Source organism: Paenibacillus sp. HWE-109 (assembly GCF_022163125.1).
In the GTDB taxonomy this organism is placed as follows: Bacteria; Bacillota; Bacilli; order Paenibacillales; family NBRC-103111; genus Paenibacillus_E.
The window spans coordinates 159,754-183,821 of record NZ_CP091881.1; the positions used below are offsets into that span (position 1 = coordinate 159,754).

The window sequence follows — 24,068 nt, forward strand, 5'->3', positions numbered from 1 at the left end:
GACTAATAAACTTTGATTTCATTATAAAAGGTATCACGTTCAACAGGAACACGTCCTGCGCCTTGAATTAACCAAACCAGCTCATCGCGCGTAAGACCTTCAGGCGATAGAGCCCCTGCTGCATGCGAAATTTTCTCTTTCACGATGGTTCCATGCGCATCAGATGCTCCGAAGGTGAAGGACAGCTGTGTTAATTTGGTACCAATATTAATGAAATAAGCTTTAATATGAGGGAAGTTGTCGAGCATCAATCGGCTAATCGCAATGGTTTTCAGCTCGTCCCAGGCAGGAACGCGTCGCTTGAGACCCGCATTCTTGCTTGCCGGTTGAATGGAATTCGGGATGAAGACAAGGAAACCTCCGGTTTCGTCTTGCAGTTCTCGCAGGAGGATCATATGGCGAATACGTTCTTCTTTGGTTTCGATAGAACCATACAGCATCGTTGCATGTGTTTTCATGCCCAGTAGGTGGGCGTTGCGATGAACATCAAGCCATTCCTCAGAGGAAGCTTTTTCCACGTTCATTTTCGTGCGGTACCGTTCGGTCAGGATTTCGGCTCCTCCGCCTGGAAGCGTGGATAAGCCAGCATCCATCAGCGTTTTGAGGACATCGCGGTAGCTAAGTCCGCTGATCCGGGAGAAAAATTCAATTTCAGCCGCGGTGTGCGCCTTAATGGTTACATCCGGATAAGCTTGCTTCAATTGACGAATGCAATCCACATAATATTCAAAAGGCAAATGAGGGTTATGCCCTTGACTGATATGAAACTCTCTGATTTCGGGATTGAAGTTCTCGGCTACATAATCCAACATTTGGCTCGGTGTGAGCGTGTAGGAGCCTTCTTCACCTTCATCGCGGCGGAAATGACAAAAAGCACAATGCTCTTCACACACATTCGTGAAGTACAAGCTCATATTTTGGACAAAATAAACCTTGTTCCCGTTCATTCGCGTATTTACTTTGTTTGCTAATTGACCAATAGTCAGTAGATCGTCGGACTCATACAAAAAGAGTCCATCTTCCATGCTAAGACGTTCGCCATTCTCAACCTTCTCAGCAATCTCCGCCATCCGTTTGATGGGGTCTGTGGTGATCACACTCATCCTAACTCCTCCTATGAATACAAAATAAAGCCCATACTGAATGGACGCATAGAGCTCAGTAAGAATTCAATGCGCCTTGCGATGTGAGTGGCTCGCATACCTGTCAGCCAGTTCGGTTCAGGAATTCACACCCGTTTGATTCATAAACGTACAAACCATCCCTTCTATTATAAACCTCCGCGTTGGGAGGGGCAACATCAGGATGATGAAGATAAATTGACAATCTACGAAATGATAGAAAATTTTCATTTATTTTCAGAAAATGTTATTCCCAATATTAACAAATTCCTGTATACTATTGCAATGTGATTACGTAGGGTTAAAAGGTGATTATATCGTGATGCCATTTTTCGTGACCGAACCGCAGGAACGATTGAACATAGAAATCGAGCAGTTAAGAAGCCAGATGGTTTCCCTCGGCAACGCACATGGGTTTCTGCACCCAGATGTCCAACAGTGCAGCCGGGAGCTGGACCTGTTGCTCTTGCAGTACTACGCTTTGCGACCTAAGCAGTAAAGAGCTGGCTATTCTGGTTACTGAACACTACGCAGCTGCCCTTGAGCTATGCGTGGATTAGGAGTATACTTGAAAGTAAGCATTACAAATGCAAATGGATAATGCCAGTTTTCTTTTTAAAAGAGAACTTCTAGGGAGGGATTTCCGTTATGATTAACATTAGTGAATCAGCAACAGATAAAATTAAAGAACTTCTAGCATCTGAAGAATCATCGAACCTGTTCTTGCGTCTTGGCGTAAAAGCGGGAGGCTGTAGTGGTTTCTCCTACGGCATGGGCTTTGACGATGATCAGAAGGCTGACGATAAAGTATTTGACATACATGGTCTCAAAGTCGTAGTTGACGATGACAGCTCCAAATATTTGTACGGTGTTGAAATTGACTACACGGACGCAGGTATGGGCGGCGGGTTCTCCATTAACAACCCGAATGCAGTAGCATCGTGTGGGTGCGGCTCTTCCTTCAAAGTGAAGGATGAAGAGGGTTTGGTTGAGAAGTGCGACGATAAGGTTGAGGCTTAATACCAAAGATATTGAGAAGTGATTATGGATTGAGTGGGAAAATCGACAATCCGCAATCATTGAATTTACACAACCCTAGAAATACGATTTCTGGGTTGCGGATTACGACCTCCAAGCTTGTGTATGGTGCAAATACACTTGTCTTAGGAGGTTTTTTGTTGTGTTAAAAAAGAAAGATCGAAGATTAAGAACCAGACAAAATTAAATATCAACATTTTACGTTAATGGAGTCGTAGCTTTATATTCAAGATTGTTTGTACTGGATGCAAAATTGAAAGTACATGGTATAATCTTACTGTAAAGTTAGGTAATAACTCCTACCAATCAAACTTTACCCCACAAATGTTAGGAGATAGGCTATGTCACTATTAAACAAACTGTTTGGTCAAAAACGTACAATTCTAAGCCCGACATTCGTAAATCAAAAGTGGAGAAGTATGGTAATGCAATTCTAACATCCTAAATGATGACACTAAGATTCAGTAAGAAATGGAGTAATTTATGGGGAAATACCTTAGTTTTAGTCTCAATACAACTAAATTTTTGGGCAAAGAAGATTTGGTCAGATTTTTATTTTCTGAAATAGAAAAACTTCCGAAACAGCTTGTGCCTACAAAATATGAGATCAATAAATATAAAAACAAAGGCAAATTTTCCTTCGATAAACTTGAAGAAGTGATAGCCCAAGTTCCGGCTACTTATCTGTATGAAGGATATGTACAAGTATATAAAATTAAAGATATATTTAATCTACGTTATATTTGGACAAAATGCCCCGAAGGTATGTATGAAAATAACCGCTACATGGCAATTAATCGTGTGGATTTTTATCTAGCATGTAATGACTTAGATGTTTATGAGAACAAGGAATATTTTAATATATTGAGAGAAATGTGGCTAAATCTTTGCATAAAACTAGACGCTTTGTATGGTCAATGCAGTATAGATGACAATTCTTTAGGTAGCGGTTACAAAGGTTGGGGATTTGGCAAATGTATACCTAGACTTCACTGGCAGACATATTTTAATAATGATTATAAAGAAGTGCTTAATATTAAAAAAGAAATAAATTCAGATAGATGTGAACTAGAATATTTAGATAACGGTGCGTTCATTCTAACTCTTAACGATCATCCAGTAAATTTAATTAAGCGCACTGACTTGGAAAGAGAAGTAGTCAAAAACTTAGGTAAAGAATACTTTTGGGATGAAAAAGATAAGTGGTCAAAGCCTAGCGGTGGATATAAAATGCCAAAATTGGATTTATCAGAAGTTGTTTATAAACCAAGTAAACATATAGTATTAAAAGTCCCGTATGATAGTCCATAGATTGGTGGGAGTATGTCTTATATAAATTCTTCTTTCATAAAGTGAGAGAAGGCGAATAGCATCAAATCAGACGCTCTAGGATTGTCCCTGAGCGTCTATTAATTCTAGACTATCTTTTGGACAAAGACGATTTCAAAGTAGTATACGGTAGAGTTCCATTATTCGACAAATGTTTACTTATAAAGTGAATTAATTGTATATTTATTACAATTACAAAAAAATATATAGTGGGGGCTATTCTTATGAAACTTCGAATCGAAAAATGGGCTGAGGAAACCAAACCATTTAAGGAATCAGACTCTGCACATGATTTTTTTGAAGAATCTGTTCGTTGCTACAAAATTGGGGCTTATAAGTCTGCATTTGTTATGTCTTATCTAGCATTTAAAACTATTGTAAGAAATAGAATATTAGAATGTCCTTATGGTAAAGAAGCTGTCAGTTCCAATCCAAATCCTTTGTTTTGGGAAAACGAACTTATTAAGAAATTAGAGAATGATGATAGTTGGGAAAGCTCCTTAAATACTATTGTTGAAGCTTCTTGTGCGGATGAAAACAATAGAAAACCTATTGGTATTTTACATTTTACTAATGGGGAACAGACAAAGTCAGCTTATAATTATTGGAGAGACATTAGAAATGATTGCGTACATGCAAAAAAACAAGTAACCATTGATAGTTCAACCGTAGAATCTTTTTGGAATTACTTGATTGATAACTTGAATAAATTTTATGTCCTAGGTGGTGAGCAGTACACATTAAAAGAATTGGAAAATATATATAAATACTATAGTTATCCTGATATAGTGAGTCCAGAAAGAGTAACCGCAATAATAAACGATTTAAACGTAACTATTAAGAAAAAATCCAAGAACTTCTTCCATGAATTATTTACTAATTTAAGAAAAAATGAGCCAAGTAAGCTATTAGTAAAGGAATCTAATATTACTTTTTGGAAGGATATACTTGAATCTAAACATGAAAATATTATAGAAGGTATTATTGAAGAAATTTCAGCAACTCCATTTAATTTCTTTAACTTTTATAAATATTTCCCACAAGTACTCGAATTGGCTATTTCGGTCGATTCAAAATTTATAGTGGAGAGATTATCAGATTGGTTATGTGAACCTTTCTATTTTTTAGATAATAATCAGAAGATGTTCTGGAAATTATTAGTCGAAACATTAGACAGGTATAATGGTATTTATTTCGATAAAATTTTATATCGTACCATCGCTTTAATCGCTTCCTTTGAACCAGACGAAAGAAAACTGCGGATACTTAACCAGAATAATATCTTCAAAAAATATATTTTTGAACAATCACCTTGGTTCTTTAAGACAGATTCAAATTCACAATATGATAATTATCATAAATTAGTTTCAGATGAATCTCATTACATAGAATGTTGTTTTAATTATTTAGACTGGGACATTGAGTGCATTAAAACCTTAAATTCCGCACTTGATAGCCTAGAATATAGTATGGCTTATAGAAGTAATCCTTCTTCATATTCTAATGGAAAAATTTATCAAGAAAGTTGCAAGCGTATTATTTGTAACAACAAAGAAAAAATATTAAGTATTCCGAATGTCGATTTGTCGAACTACAATAGAATATCAAAGATAATTAATGAATGTGATTGTAGTAATAATGAATAAATAAAACTCGTATTTTATTCATAGCCAGACGCTATAGGAGTCAATCTTAGTGCTGTTTGATCTCTTAACAATGAAGTCCAGTAGACAATGGTTAAAGTCCTTTACAGGTAGTTTTCAAGCACTTGAAACAACCGAACTAGGACAAGGTTTGCACCAGGAGATAAAGATTCCAATAGATAAGAAAAGCAGAATTGAGACAACATAAGCCTGAGGAAAGAAAAATTCACCCAAAAACAAGTAGCAAAGATTTTAGGTGTATCTCAAACAACAGTCTCAAACGTGGAAAGAAAATCCAAGAAAAAGAAATCAAAGAAATAATACTTATATTATATAGCCTCATTGAACAACGCAAAGGAACCTTACTCGTCTTCGGTAAGGTTCCTTTTATCTATACTTACCCCATGTCGTCAGCTTCAATACGCAGCCACATAACAACCAGCCCGCTTTTGTACGGTGTAGAAATTGACTACACGGACGCAGGTATGGGCGGCGGATTCTCCATCAACAACCCGAATGCAGTAGCATCGTGTGGGTGCGGCCCTTCCTTCAAAGTGAAGGATGAAGAGGGACTGGTTGAGAAGTGCGACGATAAGGTAGAAGCTTAATAAACTCTTTGCAATTGAGATGTTTTAAATGAGACTTTCTAATTGGTGGGCAACCACTGATTGGAAGGTCTTTTTTTAATATTATACGTTTTGGAGTGAAAGCGGAGTTGCTCCAACTGCCTCGCGGGGACGTAAGGGAACTATGGTGCGCTATTCGAGCCAAAAGTGTCATTATCGGGAGGTTGAGGGAACTACAGTCCGCTATTTTGCTGTTTCATGGGAATTTCAATACTTTTTGTGGAAATAAGACCCTGTAGTTCCGCTATACCCTTCGTATGCCTACTTTTTGCCTAATTAGCGTCCTCCAGTTCCCTTACTGGGTGTTGCTGCTAAGAAGAGACGGATCTATCAGCAGCATGAGCGGAACCATTTGCGAACATGAAAGAATAGAATATATAGAAAGAAGAGTTAACTATAGAAGTGGAGTAGGAGGTGATGGAATGGCCACAAGGCAAGCGTTTATTGACCTCATCGCGCCTATTGCGGTGAAACTTCGTTTAGAAGGTTCTCCGATTTATCCATCTGTGCGCATTGCGCAGGCGATTCTGGAGACGGGTGGAAGTGTGAACGCGTGGAATAACCTAGTCGGTTACAAAGTGGGCAGAGGGGTGCTGACACCTTATTGGCAAGGCGCTCACGTCTCAACGATTACGTGGGAAGTCATCGATGGCACGAGGCAGGATAACGTGCCTGGTGATTTTCGGGCGTACCCCACGATTGAAGCGGGGTTTCGCGATCAGGATCTGCTATTTAGCTCGTCAAGATACGCCGGTGTTCGAACGGCAGATAGTCCAAGTGAGCAGGCACTAGCTTTATCCAACAGTGGATATGCCACGGACCCGGCCTATGCGCAGAAGCTAATGACCATCATTCAAACCAATCAGTTAACACAATACGATGAGGAGGTTGCAGACATGCTGGAGAAATTGCAGGAGCAAATCGAGGCGTTGCAAAACAAAGTTGCCGCTTTGGAAGGGCGAATGGCACTGGATACTATACCTGATTGGGCTGAGGCAGCAGTGAAAGCAGCTATTCAAGCAGGCTTAATCGACTCGCCGCAGAATGGCAGCTACGATTTCTATCGATTGTTAACCGTGCTGCATCGCAAGGGGATTGTTTAAGGTCGAGTAAAAAAAAGGGCTGCGGGTGAAGTTAGGATACGATCCTAATACACCATGCGGCCTTTAATTTTAACGTTTTCTCCATATTTAGCTTGCATAAGCTTGCTTTGTTCCAACATAAATGAATAGATTTCTTTCAGACGGTTTTTACGAGGTTTAATCGTTTCTTTAATTTCTCCGTTTACTACAATGTCATATACGAGCATGGTCAGTTCACTCCTTTGATTTGTCTTTCTACTATCATTGTATGCGATGAATGTTAAATGACGATTAAAATTTCTTTTCAAATATGTGAACAACCTTAATGTTTTGTTAAGTGAGAGTTAAAAGAACACGAAAAAGTGATCAATTTTTTTTATCGATTTGAGGGGAACCTAGCGTGTGTATAACTTTATACACATTATACCCTGTACTTTTAAAGAGATTTAAGGACATATCAACAATCTACCCACAGGATATACACAATGTTCTGTGGATAACGGAACGCTTGTTCTAATTTTGCCCCCATGATAATATAATTACAAATTATAGGATAAAGGTGATTTCAGTGAGACAAATTAGCGATGAAACATTGATCGATTCCTACTACAAAGCACTGGACTTGAGATTAGAAACAGATTTTGTTGACCTGCTGTTCGCAGAAATTCAAAGAAGGAATTTGAAGCTGCAAGTGTACATGAAAGATGAGACGCCTCTTAATTAGTACCTGAATTTAACCAGTCATCATAGTGTTTGAATAGTGCGTGTAAAGCTATATTGGCAGGCGGGACAAGCCACCAGATGGACACACTCTGCTGGTTGATTGGCTTCTGCCGATACTGAGGAGAGAGTGAATGAATCAATCTCTTGGTAGGGCGAGTAGGGGCCGACATAATCACTTAACTTACCACAGTCATTCGCAAGCTGTGCGCATTGAGGACATTCCGTTTGACAATCTTGCCAACCATTACAAACCGGACATATATAAGACAAGGGGTATTCCTCCTAATCGGCAGATTAGGAATAGAATACCCCTTTTTATGTAGAAAGATGATTAAAATTTAAGGTTGCTGCTGTGTCCAGGTGAAAGTTTAGCTGATGGATCAATGTAGACTTTGGCATTGTTAATCGCCGTAGGCGCTTCACCGAAGCCAACTGCAATCAATTTCAATTTACCAGGGTAGGTTGTGATATCCCCAGCAGCGAAAATACCCGGAATGTTCGTTTCCATTCGGGAATCGACAACGATAGAGCCGTTTTCGATTTCAAGGCCCCACTCGGAGATCGGTCCAAGGGAAGATACGAAACCGAAGTTAATGATAACGGCATCTACATCATGCACCGTTTCTTCACCGGATTTGATGTCTTTCAGCGTCACTTTCTCAATGCGGTCCGTTCCTTGCAATGACGTAATTTCTGTAGGTGTTACGACGTTAACCTTGGAGTTCATCAAGTTCTCAACACTGTGTTCATGGGCACGGAATTTATCTCTGCGATGAATCAAGGTAACTTTCTCAGCGATCGGTTCAAGCATTAACGCCCAGTCAACTGCGGAATCGCCGCCGCCGCTGATTAATACTTTTTGACCAGCGAATGCATTCAAATCGCTAACGAAGTAATGCAGGTTCTTTTTCTCGAATTGGGCTGCTTCAGGAAGTTCCAAGCGACGTGGTTCGAAAGCCCCAACTCCGCCAGTAACAATAACAGCGCGGCTGTAATGAGTACCTTTGTCTGTCGTAATTTCGAACAGGCGCTCTTCGTTTTTCACGACTTGGTGAACTTTCTCTTCCAAGCAAACATTGATAGCAAAGTGCTTCATCTGAGCAAGCAAATTGTTCACTAACTCCTGTGCAGTCACTTTCGGGAAGCCTGCTACATCATAGATGTACTTCTCTGGATAAAGGGCTGCAAGTTGCCCGCCGAGCTGCGGCATACTTTCAATAATTTTAACGGATGCTTGACGCATACCTGCGTAAAAAGAAGCGAACATCCCAGCAGGGCCGCCACCAATTACAATAATATCGACGATGTCTTGATTTGTTTCTTTCTGGCTCATTTGCTTAAACTCCTCCGATTCATTTCCTTTGATGTGAGTAAGAATAATTCTCAGTACAGTCACAATCATTATACCATTATAAACGTCTCTTTAAATGAAGGAAACAGAAAAGTGTGATTTCTTTATATAAATCGCTTATATATATGATAAGTTATGCTTACAATGCATGGACAAGCTAGAATGCCCCTCACGCCTTATTTTAAGCCAAAATAGCACTTGATATTTACTTATGAAAATTATATTATATCATGAGAATCGCTTTACGCATGTTGTGACGAATTTCAGCCTGTTTCATCATAATTCGCTGCCCGTGAGTGCAAACTAGAAGCAGTATACTACTTTTGAAGCTGTTTGTGTAATTTTTCACAAAATAGAGAGATCATAGGACTATAAATACGGATATGGAAGTGAGAGAGATATGAGTAGAATACCAAGAATCGTTATTTTGGGCGCCGGTTATGGCGGGATTCTTTCTGCGATTCGTTTGCAAAAAGAGTTAAATTACAATGAAGCTGACGTTACGCTCGTAAACAAGCATGACTACCATTATATCACTACCCATCTGCACATGCCTGCGGCAGGAACGGATAATCCTGAAAATGCACGCGTGAACATTTTGAAATTAATCGATGAATTTAAAGTGGACTTCGTGAAATCCACCGTAACCCAAATCCGTCCGCACGAGAAAAAGGTTATTCTCGAAGACGGTACGCTTTCTTACGACTATCTGGTTATCGGTCTCGGCGGCGAGGCGGAAACTTTCGGCATCCCGGGACTTAAAGAAAACGCACTGAATATCCGCAGTATCAATAGTGTTCGTTTCATTCGTGAGCACATTGAATATCAATTCGCCAAATTCAAGCGTGAACCGGACCGCAAAGATTACCTGACATTCGTGATCGGTGGAGCTGGATTCACTGGCATCGAGTTCATTGGTGAACTTGCTGACCGTATTCCACAGCTGTGCAAAGAGTTCGACGTAGATCCTTCCCTCGTGAAGATTTATAATATTGAAGCTGCACCAACCGCACTGCCAGGTTTCGATCCAGAGCTTGTTGAGTATGCGATGAAAGTACTGACGGACAAAGGCATTACGTTCAAAATCGGTACAGCAATCAAAGAATGCACGCCTGAGGGTGTTCTGATTGCCGGCGATGAGTTCATCAAAGCAGCAACAGTGGTATGGACGGGCGGTATCCGCGGCAACCACATGCTGGATGAAGCAGGCTTCGAAACGATGCGCGGCCGGATCAAAGTTGACGAGCATTTGCGTGCTCCTCAATTCGACAACATCTATGTGGTAGGTGACTGTTCCATCGTGATGAACGATGAAGGCAGACCTTTCCCGCCAACAGCGCAAATCGCGATGCAGCAAGGGGAAGCTGTCGCGCACAACCTGATTGCTTCCATTCGCGGATCGCAAATGAAGACATTCAAGTTCTCCAATAAAGGAACAGTAGCTTCACTTGGCAAAGGTCAAGCGATCGGTATTGTTGGCTCCCGTAAATTGAAAGGCAACGTTGCAGCCATGATGAAAAAAGTGGTTGATATGCGCTACCTTTACATTATCGGCGGTATTCCGCTTGTAATTCGCAAAGGTCGTTTCTAGTCATCTTCAAACAACGGGGGGATCGCCATGCGGCACTGCAGTGTCCAAGTAAGAGGACTTCTTACCCGGGATGAACTGGATCGTTACAACGCCCTGATCGAGGTCGGTCACTTCTTAGAGACTGAGAAACGGTACGATCATGTAGCTGTTGTACAAAAAGAAATAGATATTCTGATTCTTCCTGCCATTGAACGTCTCAAGGAGAAAGGCCGTCAACGTGACCGGGATACGGAAGTTTATCTGGCGCGCAAAGCGCAGTTGGAAGCCGAGCTAGCGGCGGCACTGCGCGATGATGACGATGAGGAATAGAATTGAAGCGATAAGAAGCATTGCTCACTACGGGGCAGTGCTTCTTTTTATACTTGATGTATGCGAATGAACAAAAAAAGTGACAGACCACGGGGGTCTATCACTTTTTGACTATATCTTAAACTTGAATCAGTTTGGCGAATTTCTCCGGTGAAAGCAGGTTGCCGACATAGAAGTCGCCGAACTCGCCGAAACGAGCGCTCACTTCATCGAAACGCATTTCATAAACGAGCTTCTTGAAGTGAAGCGGGTCTTCGGAAAATAACGTAACGCCCCACTCCCAATCATCCAAGCCGACAGAGCCGGTGATGATTTGTTTTACTTTACCAGCGTATGTACGTCCAATCATGCCATGGCTGCGCATCATCGTTTTGCGATCATCCGCAGGGAGCATGTACCAGTTGTCATTGCCATCGCGGCGTTTGTTCATTGGATAGAAGCAGATATGCTTCGCTTTTGGCAGAATCGGCTTCAAGCGTGCTTGCAGCTCCGGATCTTCCGCAGGATCAACTCCCGGTTTGGCCAGGTAACTGCTTAATTCGACGATAGATACATAGGAATAGACCGGAATTGTGAAAGCAGCGAAGCTGGATTTATTGAAGGCATTCTCAAGATCATTCAAATCTTCTAGTGTTTCACGCATTTGCATGAATACGAAATCGGCTTTCTGACCAACGATGCTATAAACGGCTGTGCTGCCGATTTTATCGTTTTCGACTTGCTGCCACTGGGACAGGAAAGTGTTCAGCTCTTCTGTTGCGTGTTTACGCTCTTGTGGGGTTGCAGCATGCCATGCGTTCCAATCGATTAGACGGAAATCATGCAGCGCATACCAGCCTTCCAGCGTTTGTACGGCTTCACTCATGAGTGGTTCCTCCATTCAAGGCTAATATCCCCTACATTGTATCCAATTCATGGGGAAAGGGCAAATGAACAAAGGGTGAAGAATGAAATGTTCAATTTGTGTACACTTTACCTGTACCATTTCGTAGATTACAATTATAAGGAAGTTAGGTAAAGCAAACGAAAGAGTTTTGACAAGTTTAAGGGGGTACATACATTGCTGCAAATGGTTATTGCCACTGTCTTGATGATGGTGTTATTTTTTGGAATCGGTTTTATTTTGAACATGTTAATGAAAACGACATGGTTTCCACTCTATGCATTCCTTGCACTCGTCGTTGGGGTCGTGATTTATGGATCTGTAGGAACGGCTTCGGCTTCTTTTTTATCTAGCGACGAAAGCTTTACGATTGTTGATATCGTTCCGGCTATCGGTGGCTTGGCAGGGGCGATTCTTAGTGGATCGGCGATTAAAGCGCTGCGTATCCGCGGCTTCAAAATGTTTTAATTATCATAAAAGCAGGCAGAGTTGGTCAGGCTAAGGTGGGATTGCCCAACTTGATCTGATGGAGGAGACAACTTTGCCTTTCGCTTATGTGAATGGGACGATACTGCACTATGAAAGCACGGGAACGGGCACACCTCTCATCTTCATTCATCCGCCTTTGTTGACCTCACAGGCATTCGCCTATCAAAAAGAACAGTTATCCGGGCATTTCCGAGTTATTACTTTTGATATTAGAGGTCATGGCGCCAGCAATCCATCCCAAAGAACTTTCACCTATGCCCTTATTGTAGAGGATATTTGCCGACTGATGGATTATCTAGGCATTGAGAAAGCTTATCTATGCGGCTATTCGACAGGCGGATCGGTCGTTCTCGAAGGCTTGCTTGCGAACCCGCAGCGCTTCCTAGGAGGCATCGTCGTAAGCGGGATGTCAGAATTAACGGATGTCTACAATAAAGGCAGGGTATGGCTCGCATCGCGGATGGCAGGTTCAGAGCTGCTTCTGAAGCTGCTCCAGAGAGCCGTCATCTATGGCAATGCGGACAAGGAAACGACGTATAGGCAGCAGCTTGAAAGTGCTAAACATGATGCGCCAGACAATGTCAAAGCTTATTTGGAGCAGTCCCTTACGTATTCTTGCACGCGTCGTTTAGCCCGCATTGAGCATCCAGTGCTTCTGATCTATGGTCAGAAAGACCATGGATTCCATCGGTATGCGAACATGCTGCATGAGAAACTGCCGCACAGCTCGCTTTATTTTCTCAAGGATGCCAAGCATCAAATCCCTTTCCGCAGCGCGCCTAAGATGAATGACTTGATTCGACTTTGGGTGGAGAGCTTGGAGGATGTTGCAACGGAACGGGTCCAGTTGGATCGGACGATTGCCAGAAAGCTGAATCCCGCTATGTATGGGGAGGCAGCGCACGAACAGGATGTACAAGATGCACAAGATTGAAAAACCTCAGCCCCACTTATGTGGAATTGAGGTTTTTTTCTGCTTGAGCGTGACTCTGTGTCAAAAGTGTTCTAAAACAACTTTGCCAATGGTTGAGCCTGCTTCGAGGATCGCATGAGCTTTGCGCAAATTGGCAGCGTTGATGGGAGTGAGCTTTTCCGCTAAAGTGCTGCGAAGGGTTCCAGCAGCGATCAATTGAGCTACTTCATCCAGCAGATGATGTTGTTCGATCATATCGGCCGTTTGGAACATCGAGCGAGTAAACATGAACTCCCAGACAAAGGTAACACTTTTATTTTTGAGCAAAGTCAAATTCAAAAGCTGCTCGTTTTCGACGATGGAGCAAATTTTCCCTTGAGGCGCAATCGCATCGGCCATGTTCTGCCAGTGCTGCTCGGTACTGTTGAGGCAGAAGATGTAGTCGACATTGGACAGGCCGAGGGTATTCAATTGAGGGACGAAATCTTCATAATGGTTGATCGTATGGTCAGCCCCCATATCTTTCACCCAAGCGGCTGACTCTGGACGGGAGGCCGTGCCGACAACGGTAAGTCCGACATGTTTGGCCAGTTGGGTGGCGATGGAACCTACACCTCCGGCAGCTCCGATGATGAGGATGCTCTTGCCAGCATTGTTGTCTCTGGTCTTGGACACGCCGAGCCGATCGAATAAGGCTTCCCAGGCTGTGATAGCTGTCAGAGGCAGTGCAGCCGCTTGAGCGAAGTCCAATGCTGCTGGCTTCGACCCAACGATGCGCTCATCGACGAGGTGGAATTCGCTGTTCCCGCCTGGGCGTGTGATGCTGCCGGCGTAATAGACTTCATCGCCGGGCTGAAACAGGGTGCAGTCGGGTCCGATTTGCGCAACAACGCCGGCAACGTCCCATCCGAGAATTCTGGGAGAGGCTTCGGTTTTGCTTTTCGGGGCGCGGACTTTCACATCAACGGGGTTGACGGAAATTGCCTTGACGTGCACGAGGATATCACGGCCTGTCGGAGCCGGCTTTTCAAGCACCAGATCGATCAAGCTTTCTGAATGCTCAACGTTCAAATATTGATAAAGACCCACCGCTTTCATTGTTTCTTTTGCAGTCATATGCTCATCTCCTAGGAATAATTGTTTCTATGGTTGTTAGTTTAATCGATCCGTTCTAGAATAGTAAGTACGCACAATGATGTTACGTAGTATCAATTTATATACTGTTAAGGAGTTGGGTCTGATTGCGTAATCGCAAAAGTGGATACGGAGATAGTCCGAATAAGGAAGCCTGTCCAGTTGAATATACATTGGATGTCATAGGCGGCAAATGGAAAAGCGTGCTTCTGTACCATCTGATCGGAGGGACCAAAAGATTCAATGAATTCAAAAGAATCTGTCCGACGATCACCCAGAGAATGCTGACTTTGCAGCTAAGAGAGCTGGAGGAAGATGGCGTGGTCCACCGTGAGGTCTATCATCAGGTTCCGCCAAAGGTAGAATACTCGCTGACGGAGTTTGGACTAACGCTGGTGCCGATTATTTTGCTTATGAAAGAATGGGGCATCAGCTACAAAAAACAAACGGAGTGCGCGTCCACCGGAGATCAATAGAAATTTTTTAATTATTCGGCCAACGGCGAAGTTGGTTTTTTCATTGTTTTTTCTTTTTAGGTAATATTATCTTTTCTCTGGTAGATACCAAGATTGTCGATTTTTGTGGTAGACTAATAGAGAGAAACCGAGTAGCTTTTGGAGCTGTAAACGGTTGAGGCAGGATGGTGCTGTAACGGGATGCGAATGACGAATATGCTGCATTTCACGGAGAATCACAGGTTTTGTGTGAGCCGTGAGTTTTCTTTGAGCAGTTTGGATTATAAAATGTTGGCAATGATGTATCAACCGATGATAGGCGGATTGGCAATTAGCCTCTATCAAGCTCTCTATCAGCAGATGAGTGCAGAAAAAGTCGGATTTTCACCGATGGAACAACAGCGCAAATTATTCTTGCTGCTTGAGCTTGAACAAGGAGAGCGCGGCCGCAAGTATTTGATCGAACAATCCTCCAAGCTGGAGGCCATTGGCCTTCTGCAAACGACCCGCAAGTTTCTGCCAGGTGAAGAAGACTATGTGTTCGTTTACACCTTGTTCCAACCTTTGAGCCCTAATGAGTTTTTCCGCAATCAGCACTTAACGCTGCTGCTGCGCGATAAGGTTGGCAAATTCATGCTGCTGTCTCTGCGGGAAGATCTCTTATCGCCGGAGCCCGAAGAGTGCCGTGATGCCAGTGAAGAGAACTTGTCGGTTCCCTTCTACGATTTGTTTCGTCTCAATACCCAAGTGGTCGACTATGAGCTGGAACAAGCGTTGTACGAGGCTTCTGCGAGCAAGCAGGGGGACGCGCGAATGGATGTCACGACCAAAGGCTTCCAGTATGCCGACATCATCATGAGGTTCCCTCGCGGAGCGAGCAATCGGATATTTGTCGAGGCGCTCAAGCATAAGCCGGATCAGATGGCCGCTATTAATATTGTTGCTAAGAAATACAACCTGTCTTTGCAGGAAACATGCCGTTTGCTTGACGAGGATGGCGTTTTTGCCGAAGATGGCGAGCTTCAGATGGATTTGATGCAATACAATGCAAACCTGTTCTACAGGCAGAGCAAGAAGCGCGATGAGGACCGCGAGCGGACAATAGCACGTTCAGAAGACAAGTCACAAGGCAAAGAGTCGGATATTTCCCAAGACACGGCGGGCGATAAGTCCGTTGAAATGGCGTATTACCTGGAAGTGCCGCAGCAGCTGCGCGGCGAGTGTACCGACCATCAGTACAATTACATTATGCGTAACGAGCCGTATACCGCAGTCTTGAAAATGTTTTTCACTCAGGGCTCGATACCTGACGGTGTACTTAACATATTTGAGAAAATTGATTTGAATTATAAATTAAAGGAAGAAGTCATCAATGTACTGATTCACTTCCTGCACATTGATCGTCGTTCATGGGCCAAATCTTCGATTGAAGCAGTCGCTTCAGACATGCTGGGCAAGCAAATCAGTTCCTATGAGCACGCGGTCGAGTACGTTCGCGAGAAGATCAGCTACAAACTGAAAGCCGCATCCAAGGTGGAAGCAGCCAAAGCGAGCAACGGCTCTGTAACCAGAGGCCGTCAAGGCAAGACGCAGAAGCCGCACATCCCGATTGTGGTGCCGGATGCCGGTGCCGCAGCCTCATCGAGGCTGACGGAAGAAGAACTGGAGGCAGCGCGCCGGATGGCGCAGAAGCTGGATGAGCGCTTTAACCGCAAAAGTTAGCCAAGGGCCGAGCGTGTCCATGAGATAACGGGAGTGCCGCACATTTTAGATAAGTAATTTTAAATAGCATGCCTGATAAATTAGGAGGTGCCGCAAGCATGGAATCCCTGTCGCACTTACTCAAATCAATGCCGAATTCGGAATGGAGACGGAAGGCAGAAGACAAAATCAGGGCAGTTATGGACGATGCCTTGGTTCACAAATTTCGCCAGAAGTACCCATTTGTCGATGACTATACGGTCAAGATTAATATGAACAAGCTCTACCAGTACGTAACCGAGTTCAAAAGCTGTTCGAATTGCCCCGGCTTGGACCGATGTCCCAATGATATGACAGGACATTATACGATGCTTACGGCTGACTCCGTGAATGAGAAAGCTTTTATTCATGAGGAAAAGGTAGCCTGCAAGAAGTTCAATGCGAAGCAGTTGCAGGATGCGATCAGCAGTCGTATTCGTACCTTTCACGTGGATCCGCGGATGATCTCGCGCAGCTACTCGTTCGGAGAAATCCTCGAAACGGATTTGGATCGAGCCAAAGCGGTCATGCAAATCAACGACTATGTCAGCCTCACGATGGAGGACGGGCTGCAGCCGCGTGGATTATACCTTTCTGGATCGTTCGGGACGGGAAAAACGTTTCTGATGGGTTACATGCTGCATCAATTGGCCAAGGTTGGTATGACAGGCGCTATAGTCTATATGCCGGATTTCGCCGAGGACTTGAAGGGGATGTTCCAAGAGCCGAATAAGCTCAAGGAAACGATTGACCTCCTGAAAGATACGGATCTGCTGGTTTTCGATGATATTGGTGCGGAAAACCTGAATCCATGGCTGCGGGACCATGTCATAGGCGCCATCGTGAATCATCGGATGAACCGGAAGCCGACATTTTTCACTTCGAACTACGCGCTTCACGATTTGGAGAAGCATTTCAGCTTCACCAACAAGGATGGCGATGAGGAGTACAAAGGGCAGCGCATCATGGACCGTATTCGCCCTTTTGTTGATGTCGTTGAGGTGACGGGGACGAATAAGCGGGGGAAATGATGGGATAGCAGGAACTGCTAGAACCTCAGGGACAGGCAGGACAGCTGGAACGGGCGGAATTGGCGGAATAGGCGGAACAGACAGAACAGGCGGAACAGGCGGAATAGCTGGAAACTCTTGAATCGCAAGACCCGCAAGACCCGCAAGACCCGCAAGACCCGCAAGATCCGCAGGACCCGCAAGACCTGCAAGACCGCTGAAAGGGAACTAGGATACGCTAATGAGGAAGAAATCCGTGGATTCACAGTGAAACGGAACTACAGGGCGCTATTTGCCATAATAAGCAGGCTTCAGAAGCCAAAATGGGCAAATAAGGGATCGTAGTTCCGCTTGGGTAGCTTTTTGGTCGATTTTCGACAAAATAGAGGATCGTAGTTCCCTTTAGCGGGGTTGGGATGGAAAAATTGATCCCCTTATCGGCGAGGGATAAGCATGGTATCGGAGCATACTATCGGCAGGATTAAGCACACTGTTGGCGGTATTAAGCGCATTAATTAAAATGACCGTCAAGAGGAACAATCCCTCCTGACGGTCATTTTCGCTATTTCTTCAACTTCTCCAGCTCAGCTGTCACATTCTCAATCATTTGCACGAATGAGGTCAGCTCCTGAGCACTGGCTGCTTGGGTACGCGCATAGTGCGTTGTTTCCTCGGAGCCTTTCTTGACCAGATCAAGCTTCTGCGTAATCAGCTTTAGCTTGGATTGAATCTGATCCAGCGATTCTCTGGAGTGGGAAGCGAGTTTGCGCACTTCGTTGGCGACGACTTCGAAGCCGCGGCCATGCTCGCCGGAACGGGCCGCTTCAATGGCTGCGTTCAATCCGAGCAGATGCGTCTGATCGGAGATTTCTTTCATGACGGAGCCCATCTTCGCGATGTCTTTGATCTCATTGTTGAGCTCATCGATACGCGTGTTGGAGAGCTCTTGGGATTCAGCAGTCTGAATCGCTGTATCAGCAACCGTCTGGCTGCTGCCGCCAAGCTCAACCATCATGGATGCAAGATCTTGGACGGCGCTGGTGATCGTTGTCAGCATTCTATTTTGCTCATCTGCAAGCGTTTGGATCTTCTGTTTCTCCTCGTGCTCGTAAGCCTCGAGGACAAGCTGAGAATCCAAGTTAAACATTTTGCTCAGCGAATGAAGAACTTGGGCCCAGTCCTCGGGAAGATGCTGCTTGAAATGAAAGGTAGCTAAATCTGCATATTTTAAATAAGTGCCGAGGTACCAGGAAGTCGTTAAGCCGATTCGCGAATGTACGTTGCCAATAAAAAGGCGTTTTTTGATATATTCTTCATCAATCACACCGGATGCCATGGATAAGAAATACCAGCGTTGTGTTTCCTTGAGCCGTTCAATGGTACTGTGTTTCTCAATAAGGGCGACGAGCTCAGGCCATCTAATAATCTCTGCATACAATTCGTCTACAAGCTTGTCCACGACAAGCTGAAAAGCGGCTTCTTTACTTTTCAATAGCTGTAGATCCCCATCGGTTAGGCCGATGAAGGAAATAAGTTTCTGACGTTCTGGTTGAACTTTAATCATGGAATAATCGGTCTCCTTCTGTCTTACATGTAAGTGGTGGTCCGTTGCTTATATTTTACATCCTGTTGGACAAGCAAACTGCAAGAAAAAAACCGCTTCACAGGTGAGTGCAAAGCGGCTTTGTTACTTAGGCTTGGACGGTTCTATTTCATAACTTGAATCACTGTAGCAATGGCTGCAATGATAAACAAGACTGCGAAGAATCCGCCAAAGCCAATGCCTACATCCATTAAATCGTTACGCGGTTCTTCATACACGTGAAGCTCAGGGTGTTTAGGATCGCTCATGTGGTTACCCCCCTAACGTCCGACATTCGTAGTTTAAGTTTAGTATACCCAAATTCGTCGAAAGTTGTAAAGCTAATCGAAGTGACAATTATGAAAACAATCACCGTTAAGAGCGGATTCTGTAAAATAAGACTTGACTCTAACATTAGTGTCATGGTTTACAATGAGTATATCCTTACTTGATCAAGGAAAAGGTGATGGCGATGCGGATTAGTGAATTATCCAAGCTTACCGGTGCCAGCATTCGTTCATTGCGGTACTATGAAGCCAAAGGACTCATCACGACACAACGCGAAGAAAATGGCTACAGAGTCTACAATCAGATGGTTGTGGAACGTGTGAAAACCATTCAATTCTATTTAAGTTTAGGCTTCACGACCGAACAAATCGAAAGCTTTCTCAACTGTGTCATGAAAAATCAGGAGTCGTTATGCGATGATTTGCTGCCACTCTACACAGAGAAGCTGCAAGACATTGAGCGACAAATGGAAATGCTGCAGCTGCTGCAAGCGAATTTGAAGGATCGTATCGCTTTTATTGAGCAGCAAAGGCTTCAGGGGCTGCCTGTAGGTTTACCGACGATTTAGGAATGCTCTCAACTGACGGTGGCTAAATGTTGGCTTGGTTGAAATGACCTAGTGGTGTGGTATACTTTACTTGTTGACGTTCATCGGTAGCTTAGTCCTACTTGATGCTATAAATCAAATCCATTCTTAGAAGGAGGAACTATCATGTCAATCGTGAATGTTTCTGATAACAGCTTTAAAGCAGAAGTTGAAGGAGAAGGTACAGTACTTGTAGACTTCTGGGCGCCTTGGTGCGGACCTTGTAAAATGATCGCTCCTGTATTGGAAGAGCTTGATAAAGAAATCGAAACGTTGAAAATCGCAAAAGTTAACGTGGATGACAATCCGGAATCCGCTGCTCGCTTTGGCGTTATGAGTATCCCAACACTGATCGTTTTCAAAGACGGACAGCCTGTTGATAAAGTTGTGGGCTTCCAATCCAAAGAAGCGCTCAAAAATGTAGTTTCCCGTCATCAATAATTTGTTAGAAACTAGAAACAATTGTTCGTGTGAAAAAGCTCTTTTTCTGCTATGCTGAGAAAGAGCTTTTTTGTTGTGTGAAAGGAGACGAGAGCATGACCGAGCAGGAACAGGAAGACCCCAAAGTTCGTGAACAAAGTTTAGAAGTGATTAAGCACAAGCTATCTTTATTGCCTGACAAACCAGGCTGCTACATTATGAAAAACCGCGAAGGCACCATTATTTATGTGGGTAAAGCCAAAGTATTGAAAAATCGTGTGCGTTCCTATTTCACGGGAAGTCACAGTGCAAAAACGCAAAAACTAGTCAGCGAAATCCGCGACTTTGAATATATTATTACGTCCTCGAATATGGAAGCGTTAATCCTCGAGTGTAATCTGATTAAGCAGCATCATCCCAGATACAATGTCCTGTTGAAGGATGACAAGACTTTCCCTTACATCAAGATTACCAATGAAGCGCAGCCGCGCCTGGAAGTCACGCGGCGGATCTACAAGGATAAGGGCAAGTATTTCGGCCCTTATCCGAACGCTTTTGCGGCCCAGCAGACGAAGAAGCTGCTGGATCGGCTTTATCCGCTGCGCAAGTGCAAGACTATGCCCGAGAAAGTATGCCTATACTATCATATCGGGCAGTGTCTGGCGCCATGCGAATTCGATATCACCGCGGAGACGAACGAGCGGATGGTGCAAGAAATCAGTCGTTTCCTCAACGGAGGACACGATGTTATTAAGGAAGAGCTGACCACCAAGATGTTGGCGGCAGCGGAGGAACTGAACTTTGAGCGCGCGAAGGAATTGCGCGATCATATCTTGAACATCGAAGCGGTGATGGAGAAGCAGAAGATCAACTCCGTGGATGCGCTGGACCGCGACGTGTTCGGCTACGCAGTCGACAAGGGCTGGATGGCTGTGCACATTCAATATATGCGCCAGGGCAAGCTGATCGAGCGCCATGTCTCGCTCTTCCCTTATTACGGCGATGAATACAGTGATTTCATGACTTATGTGACGCAAGTCTACAGCGAGAATCCGGCGCTGCCTAAGGAAATTTTCCTTCCAACCATGCCTGTGCAGGGGGGAGAGGCTTCAGCCGCAGGGGAAGCGATATCTGCCGCAGAGGAAGCGACTCCTGTCGCAGAGGAAGCGGCAGAAGCCGTGCCCACGAAGGAAGCTGCGCAAGCGGAGGCGGAGGAGAAAGATGTCCGCGAAGCATTGGAATCCTGGCTCAAAGTCAAGGTGCATATTCCACGGCGCGGGCTCAAGAAGCAAATGGTTGATATGGCTAAGGACAACGCGCGCAATGCGCTGGACGAGAAGTTCCGCTTGGTAGAGCGCGATGAGAAGCGGACAACCAAAGCGGTCGAGAATCTGGGCGAATGGCTGGGTCTGGGCACGATACGCCGGATTGAAGCGTTCGATAATTCCAATATTCAAGGTACTAATCCAGTGTCGGCGATGGTTGTTTTCGTAGACGGTCGGCCGGATCGCAAGGAATACCGCAAATATAAAGTGAAGACGGTCGTTGGACCGGATGATTACGAGACTATGCGCGAAGTCATTCGGCGCAGGTACGAGCGGGTGCTCAAAGATAACTTGACGATGCCCGACCTGATCGTTGTAGACGGCGGGAAGGGACAGATATCGGCCGCTGTGGATGTACTGGAGAATGAACTGGGCCTCTTCATCCCAATCTGCGGACTGGTCAAGGATGCGAAGCATAAGACGGCTCAGCTCATGATCGGTGATCCCGCAGAGATCGTTCCATTGCCGCGGGATAGCCAGGAGTTCTACTTGCTTCAGCGGATTCAAGATGAAGTCCACCGATTCGCCATCACGTTCCACCGGGAAACAAGAGCGAAATCGATGGTTGTGTCCCAACTTGATGCCATACCAGGTATTGGTGAAAAACGGCGCAAGGCGCTGCTCAAACATTTCGGCTCCGTGCGCAAAATAAAAGAGGCTGAAGTTCAAGACTTCAAGCCTCTGGGAATCGGTGAGAAATTGGCGGGCGAAATTATCAAAGCACTTCAAGGCGAGGCGGCAATTCCCCAGGAGTAAGGGGGGGCCGTCTTTTTCCATGCATCCAAGCCAGCAGTAAACCAATGAGCGCCGGAAGCAGGAGATAGAAGATACCAGCTAGAATATCGCTGATGTGCCCGAGTGAGAAGAGTGACATGCCCATCAGAATGCTGTCCATGCAGGCATGTGCGAATACAGCGGTGATGAAGCCGTATTTGAGGAACACATAACCAAGAATAATGCCAATAATTGTAACCTCAATCAACCTTGTATATACCGGATAAATTGGATATTGGGTATGGCTGGCTGCCCAAATGATACTAGGAATCAAGACAGCAATGAAGTTGTTGCGGAACAATTTTTTAAATAAAATGATGCCGAGCAAGCGGTAGGTTGCTTCTTCGGAAATTGCCGCAACCCAGGCCATCAGCGGGAATAAACGGGGTTCCAGCATATTGAGAACCGAATCTGTAGGGTCATTGACGGCCCAGACATCAAAGCTCGTTTCGCCGGCATAGAACAGCACTTGCTGAATGCCAAGAATGAAGAGGGCCAATAAATAGCCGCGTCCCATACCGTGGAAGACATCGCTGCCGAACTTGCTCTCTTTCCAAGCGGGCCATTTGTTTTGACCTGCGGCAGCCCACAAACCGTTGCCGGCTACTAGCGCGAAGTAGAGCGAAACGCCTAGTAAAACTGTGACTACATCCATGAAAATGATGGTTGCCCAAGTAGCAAATTCTACGTTCACTGTACCGCTCACAGACCGAAAAGCTGGATACATATTAAAGTTGTTTGTTAGATAAATGGCTAGGAATATGGCGGTTAAATATAAGCCTCTGCTGAATCTCATATGTTTTCTATAAATGATTGCGAAGACGATAGAGGCAAGGGTCATAAGGATTGTGAAACCCATAGAAATCCAGGTCATCACGGAAGCGGAGTGATCCTGTTGGTCGATCCAGGCCTTATGAGAGGAAGGCAAGCTGAATTGAGCGGTATAGCCGACCAAGCTCTTCTCATCGAATTCCATGCGCACCTGAAACTTAGCCTCACCCAGAGGCAAAGAGGTTTTCTCGTAATAAAGCGTTGTTCCGTTAACTTCCTCCGTTTCTGATTTGTCAACGTCGATGAGGGTCATTTCATCGGGATCAAGTCCCTGCGTCCGCATTTCCTGCTTGGCCAAAATATCGGCTTTCTGCTTGCTGATGAGCGCACCTTGGGGGGAGACAAGTATTTCGTGCCAGCCAATGACGGAGGCATTCGTATAATTAACTTCAACGATGAATTGACGATTCGTTTTCTTGTCATTTACACTAACTTGATAATAATCAATCGGGTAACGTTCCCCATACGTTTTATTATAAGTTTCGAGTAAATTTTCCTTTTGCAAATAACCACTGCGGTCTTTCTTGGACTGATAGACCACGAAAGTATCGGAGGCTTTCACGCCATATCGCCCACTTACGAATTGTGTCGCGCTGTCTGCGGCGGCGGCCTTGGTGATCGAAGGATTGTCACCGGCTGATGCTTCTTCGGTTTGGAGTCCGTATAGAATGGTTATGACAAGATATAACGCGATTCCGATACTGGCAAGAACGAGGAGATGACGATTTAAGGTTGGCCTTGGCATAGTGAATTTCCCTTCTGGTTCACAATTATGAAACCCATCTTTTCACGTTACCACAGTTTAAAAAGATTGCCAATTCAGTG

Annotated in this window: 25 protein-coding genes; 17 read left to right on the forward strand and 8 right to left on the reverse strand. The window is 44.5% G+C overall.

Annotated elements, in window-relative coordinates:
* Nucleotides 1-2: 2 nt before the first annotated feature.
* Nucleotides 3-1,103, reverse strand: coding sequence for an aminofutalosine synthase MqnE (gene mqnE, locus LOZ80_RS00770; RefSeq protein WP_189011442.1), 1,101 nt, complete (start codon nt 1,101-1,103; stop codon nt 3-5).
* A gap of 340 nt (nt 1,104-1,443) precedes the next feature.
* Here mqnE and LOZ80_RS00775 point away from each other — a divergent pair, with 340 nt between their 5' ends.
* From LOZ80_RS00775 to LOZ80_RS00800, 6 genes are all read left to right on the forward strand, one after another.
* Nucleotides 1,444-1,620 (forward strand): aspartyl-phosphate phosphatase Spo0E family protein, encoded by a 177-nt coding sequence (locus tag LOZ80_RS00775; protein ID WP_238172870.1) that lies wholly within the window; start codon nt 1,444-1,446, stop codon nt 1,618-1,620.
* A gap of 149 nt (nt 1,621-1,769) precedes the next feature.
* Nucleotides 1,770-2,141: a HesB/IscA family protein gene (locus LOZ80_RS00780; RefSeq protein ID WP_189011440.1), complete on the forward strand. Its 372-nt coding sequence runs from the start codon at nt 1,770-1,772 to the stop codon at nt 2,139-2,141.
* Between the two features lie 501 nt (nt 2,142-2,642).
* Nucleotides 2,643-3,470 (forward strand): hypothetical protein, encoded by an 828-nt coding sequence (locus LOZ80_RS00785; protein WP_238169650.1) that lies wholly within the window; start codon nt 2,643-2,645, stop codon nt 3,468-3,470.
* Nucleotides 3,471-3,712: 242 nt separating this feature from the next.
* Nucleotides 3,713-5,134 carry a hypothetical protein gene (locus tag LOZ80_RS00790; protein WP_238169651.1) on the forward strand — a complete coding sequence of 474 codons (1,422 nt, stop codon included), beginning with the start codon at nt 3,713-3,715 and terminating at the stop codon, nt 5,132-5,134.
* Nucleotides 5,135-5,325: 191 nt separating this feature from the next.
* Nucleotides 5,326-5,739, forward strand: a complete 414-nt coding sequence (locus LOZ80_RS00795) for a HesB/IscA family protein (protein ID WP_238169652.1) — start codon at nt 5,326-5,328, stop codon at nt 5,737-5,739.
* Nucleotides 5,740-6,179: 440 nt separating this feature from the next.
* Nucleotides 6,180-6,860 (forward strand): glucosaminidase domain-containing protein, encoded by a 681-nt coding sequence (locus LOZ80_RS00800; protein ID WP_238169653.1) that lies wholly within the window; start codon nt 6,180-6,182, stop codon nt 6,858-6,860.
* Between the two features lie 44 nt (nt 6,861-6,904).
* Here LOZ80_RS00800 and LOZ80_RS00805 read toward each other — a convergent pair whose 3' ends face one another.
* The gene (locus LOZ80_RS00805; protein ID WP_189011436.1) at nt 6,905-7,066 is read right to left on the reverse strand and encodes a mechanosensitive ion channel protein MscL; all 162 of its coding nucleotides are present in this window, start codon (nt 7,064-7,066) and stop codon (nt 6,905-6,907) included.
* Nucleotides 7,067-7,407: 341 nt separating this feature from the next.
* Between LOZ80_RS00805 and LOZ80_RS00810 the strand changes: the two genes are divergently transcribed.
* Nucleotides 7,408-7,563 (forward strand): sporulation histidine kinase inhibitor Sda, encoded by a 156-nt coding sequence (locus LOZ80_RS00810; protein WP_238169654.1) that lies wholly within the window; start codon nt 7,408-7,410, stop codon nt 7,561-7,563.
* Nucleotides 7,564-7,893: 330 nt separating this feature from the next.
* On the opposite strand, the gene LOZ80_RS00815 is transcribed toward LOZ80_RS00810, so the two are convergent.
* A complete protein-coding gene (locus LOZ80_RS00815) occupies nt 7,894-8,895 on the reverse strand; it encodes an NAD(P)/FAD-dependent oxidoreductase (protein WP_238169655.1) in 1,002 nt (333 codons plus the stop codon).
* A 418-nt stretch (nt 8,896-9,313) separates the two neighbouring features.
* On the opposite strand from LOZ80_RS00815, the gene LOZ80_RS00820 reads away from it, so the two are divergent.
* Entirely contained in the window at nt 9,314-10,504 is a 1,191-nt protein-coding gene (locus LOZ80_RS00820) for an NAD(P)/FAD-dependent oxidoreductase (protein WP_238169656.1), read from the forward strand.
* Between the two features lie 27 nt (nt 10,505-10,531).
* Complete coding sequence (locus LOZ80_RS00825) at nt 10,532-10,813, forward strand: hypothetical protein (RefSeq protein ID WP_189011430.1); 282 nt, start codon at nt 10,532-10,534, stop codon at nt 10,811-10,813.
* Between the two features lie 118 nt (nt 10,814-10,931).
* Here the strand turns inward: LOZ80_RS00825 and hemQ are convergent, their stop codons facing one another.
* Nucleotides 10,932-11,678 carry a hydrogen peroxide-dependent heme synthase gene (gene hemQ, locus LOZ80_RS00830; RefSeq protein ID WP_189011428.1) on the reverse strand — a complete coding sequence of 249 codons (747 nt, stop codon included), beginning with the start codon at nt 11,676-11,678 and terminating at the stop codon, nt 10,932-10,934.
* 195 nt (nt 11,679-11,873) lie between these two features.
* Here hemQ and LOZ80_RS00835 point away from each other — a divergent pair, with 195 nt between their 5' ends.
* A complete protein-coding gene (locus LOZ80_RS00835; RefSeq protein ID WP_238169657.1) occupies nt 11,874-12,164 on the forward strand; it encodes a YuiB family protein in 291 nt (96 codons plus the stop codon).
* Between the two features lie 73 nt (nt 12,165-12,237).
* On the forward strand, nt 12,238-13,119 hold the full coding sequence (locus tag LOZ80_RS00840; RefSeq protein WP_238169658.1) for an alpha/beta fold hydrolase: 882 nt from the start codon (nt 12,238-12,240) through the stop codon (nt 13,117-13,119).
* Between the two features lie 60 nt (nt 13,120-13,179).
* Here the strand turns inward: LOZ80_RS00840 and LOZ80_RS00845 are convergent, their stop codons facing one another.
* Nucleotides 13,180-14,214: a zinc-binding alcohol dehydrogenase family protein gene (locus LOZ80_RS00845; RefSeq protein ID WP_238169659.1), complete on the reverse strand. Its 1,035-nt coding sequence runs from the start codon at nt 14,212-14,214 to the stop codon at nt 13,180-13,182.
* Between the two features lie 125 nt (nt 14,215-14,339).
* On the opposite strand from LOZ80_RS00845, the gene LOZ80_RS00850 reads away from it, so the two are divergent.
* The 3 genes from LOZ80_RS00850 (at nt 14,340) to dnaI (ending at nt 17,458) form a co-directional block, all read left to right on the forward strand.
* A complete protein-coding gene (locus tag LOZ80_RS00850) occupies nt 14,340-14,708 on the forward strand; it encodes a winged helix-turn-helix transcriptional regulator (RefSeq protein WP_238169660.1) in 369 nt (122 codons plus the stop codon).
* 180 nt (nt 14,709-14,888) lie between these two features.
* Entirely contained in the window at nt 14,889-16,409 is a 1,521-nt protein-coding gene (locus tag LOZ80_RS00855; RefSeq protein WP_238169661.1) for a replication initiation and membrane attachment family protein, read from the forward strand.
* A gap of 98 nt (nt 16,410-16,507) precedes the next feature.
* Nucleotides 16,508-17,458: a primosomal protein DnaI gene (gene dnaI / locus LOZ80_RS00860; RefSeq protein ID WP_238169662.1), complete on the forward strand. Its 951-nt coding sequence runs from the start codon at nt 16,508-16,510 to the stop codon at nt 17,456-17,458.
* Between the two features lie 541 nt (nt 17,459-17,999).
* On the opposite strand, the gene LOZ80_RS00865 is transcribed toward dnaI, so the two are convergent.
* Entirely contained in the window at nt 18,000-19,001 is a 1,002-nt protein-coding gene (locus LOZ80_RS00865; protein WP_238169663.1) for a globin-coupled sensor protein, read from the reverse strand.
* 143 nt (nt 19,002-19,144) lie between these two features.
* Complete coding sequence (locus tag LOZ80_RS00870) at nt 19,145-19,288, reverse strand: YqzM family protein (RefSeq protein WP_189011414.1); 144 nt, start codon at nt 19,286-19,288, stop codon at nt 19,145-19,147.
* 179 nt (nt 19,289-19,467) lie between these two features.
* On the opposite strand from LOZ80_RS00870, the gene LOZ80_RS00875 reads away from it, so the two are divergent.
* From LOZ80_RS00875 to uvrC, 3 genes are all read left to right on the forward strand, one after another.
* Nucleotides 19,468-19,875, forward strand: coding sequence for a MerR family transcriptional regulator (locus LOZ80_RS00875; RefSeq protein WP_337950991.1), 408 nt, complete (start codon nt 19,468-19,470; stop codon nt 19,873-19,875).
* Between the two features lie 144 nt (nt 19,876-20,019).
* Nucleotides 20,020-20,334: a thioredoxin gene (gene trxA / locus LOZ80_RS00880; protein ID WP_189011412.1), complete on the forward strand. Its 315-nt coding sequence runs from the start codon at nt 20,020-20,022 to the stop codon at nt 20,332-20,334.
* 95 nt (nt 20,335-20,429) lie between these two features.
* Nucleotides 20,430-22,394, forward strand: coding sequence for an excinuclease ABC subunit UvrC (gene uvrC / locus LOZ80_RS00885; RefSeq protein WP_238169664.1), 1,965 nt, complete (start codon nt 20,430-20,432; stop codon nt 22,392-22,394).
* On the opposite strand, the gene LOZ80_RS00890 is transcribed toward uvrC, so the two are convergent.
* Complete coding sequence (locus LOZ80_RS00890) at nt 22,354-23,988, reverse strand: CPBP family intramembrane glutamic endopeptidase (RefSeq protein ID WP_238169665.1); 1,635 nt, start codon at nt 23,986-23,988, stop codon at nt 22,354-22,356. The genes uvrC and LOZ80_RS00890 overlap by 41 nt on opposite strands.
* Nucleotides 23,989-24,068 lie beyond the last annotated feature (80 nt).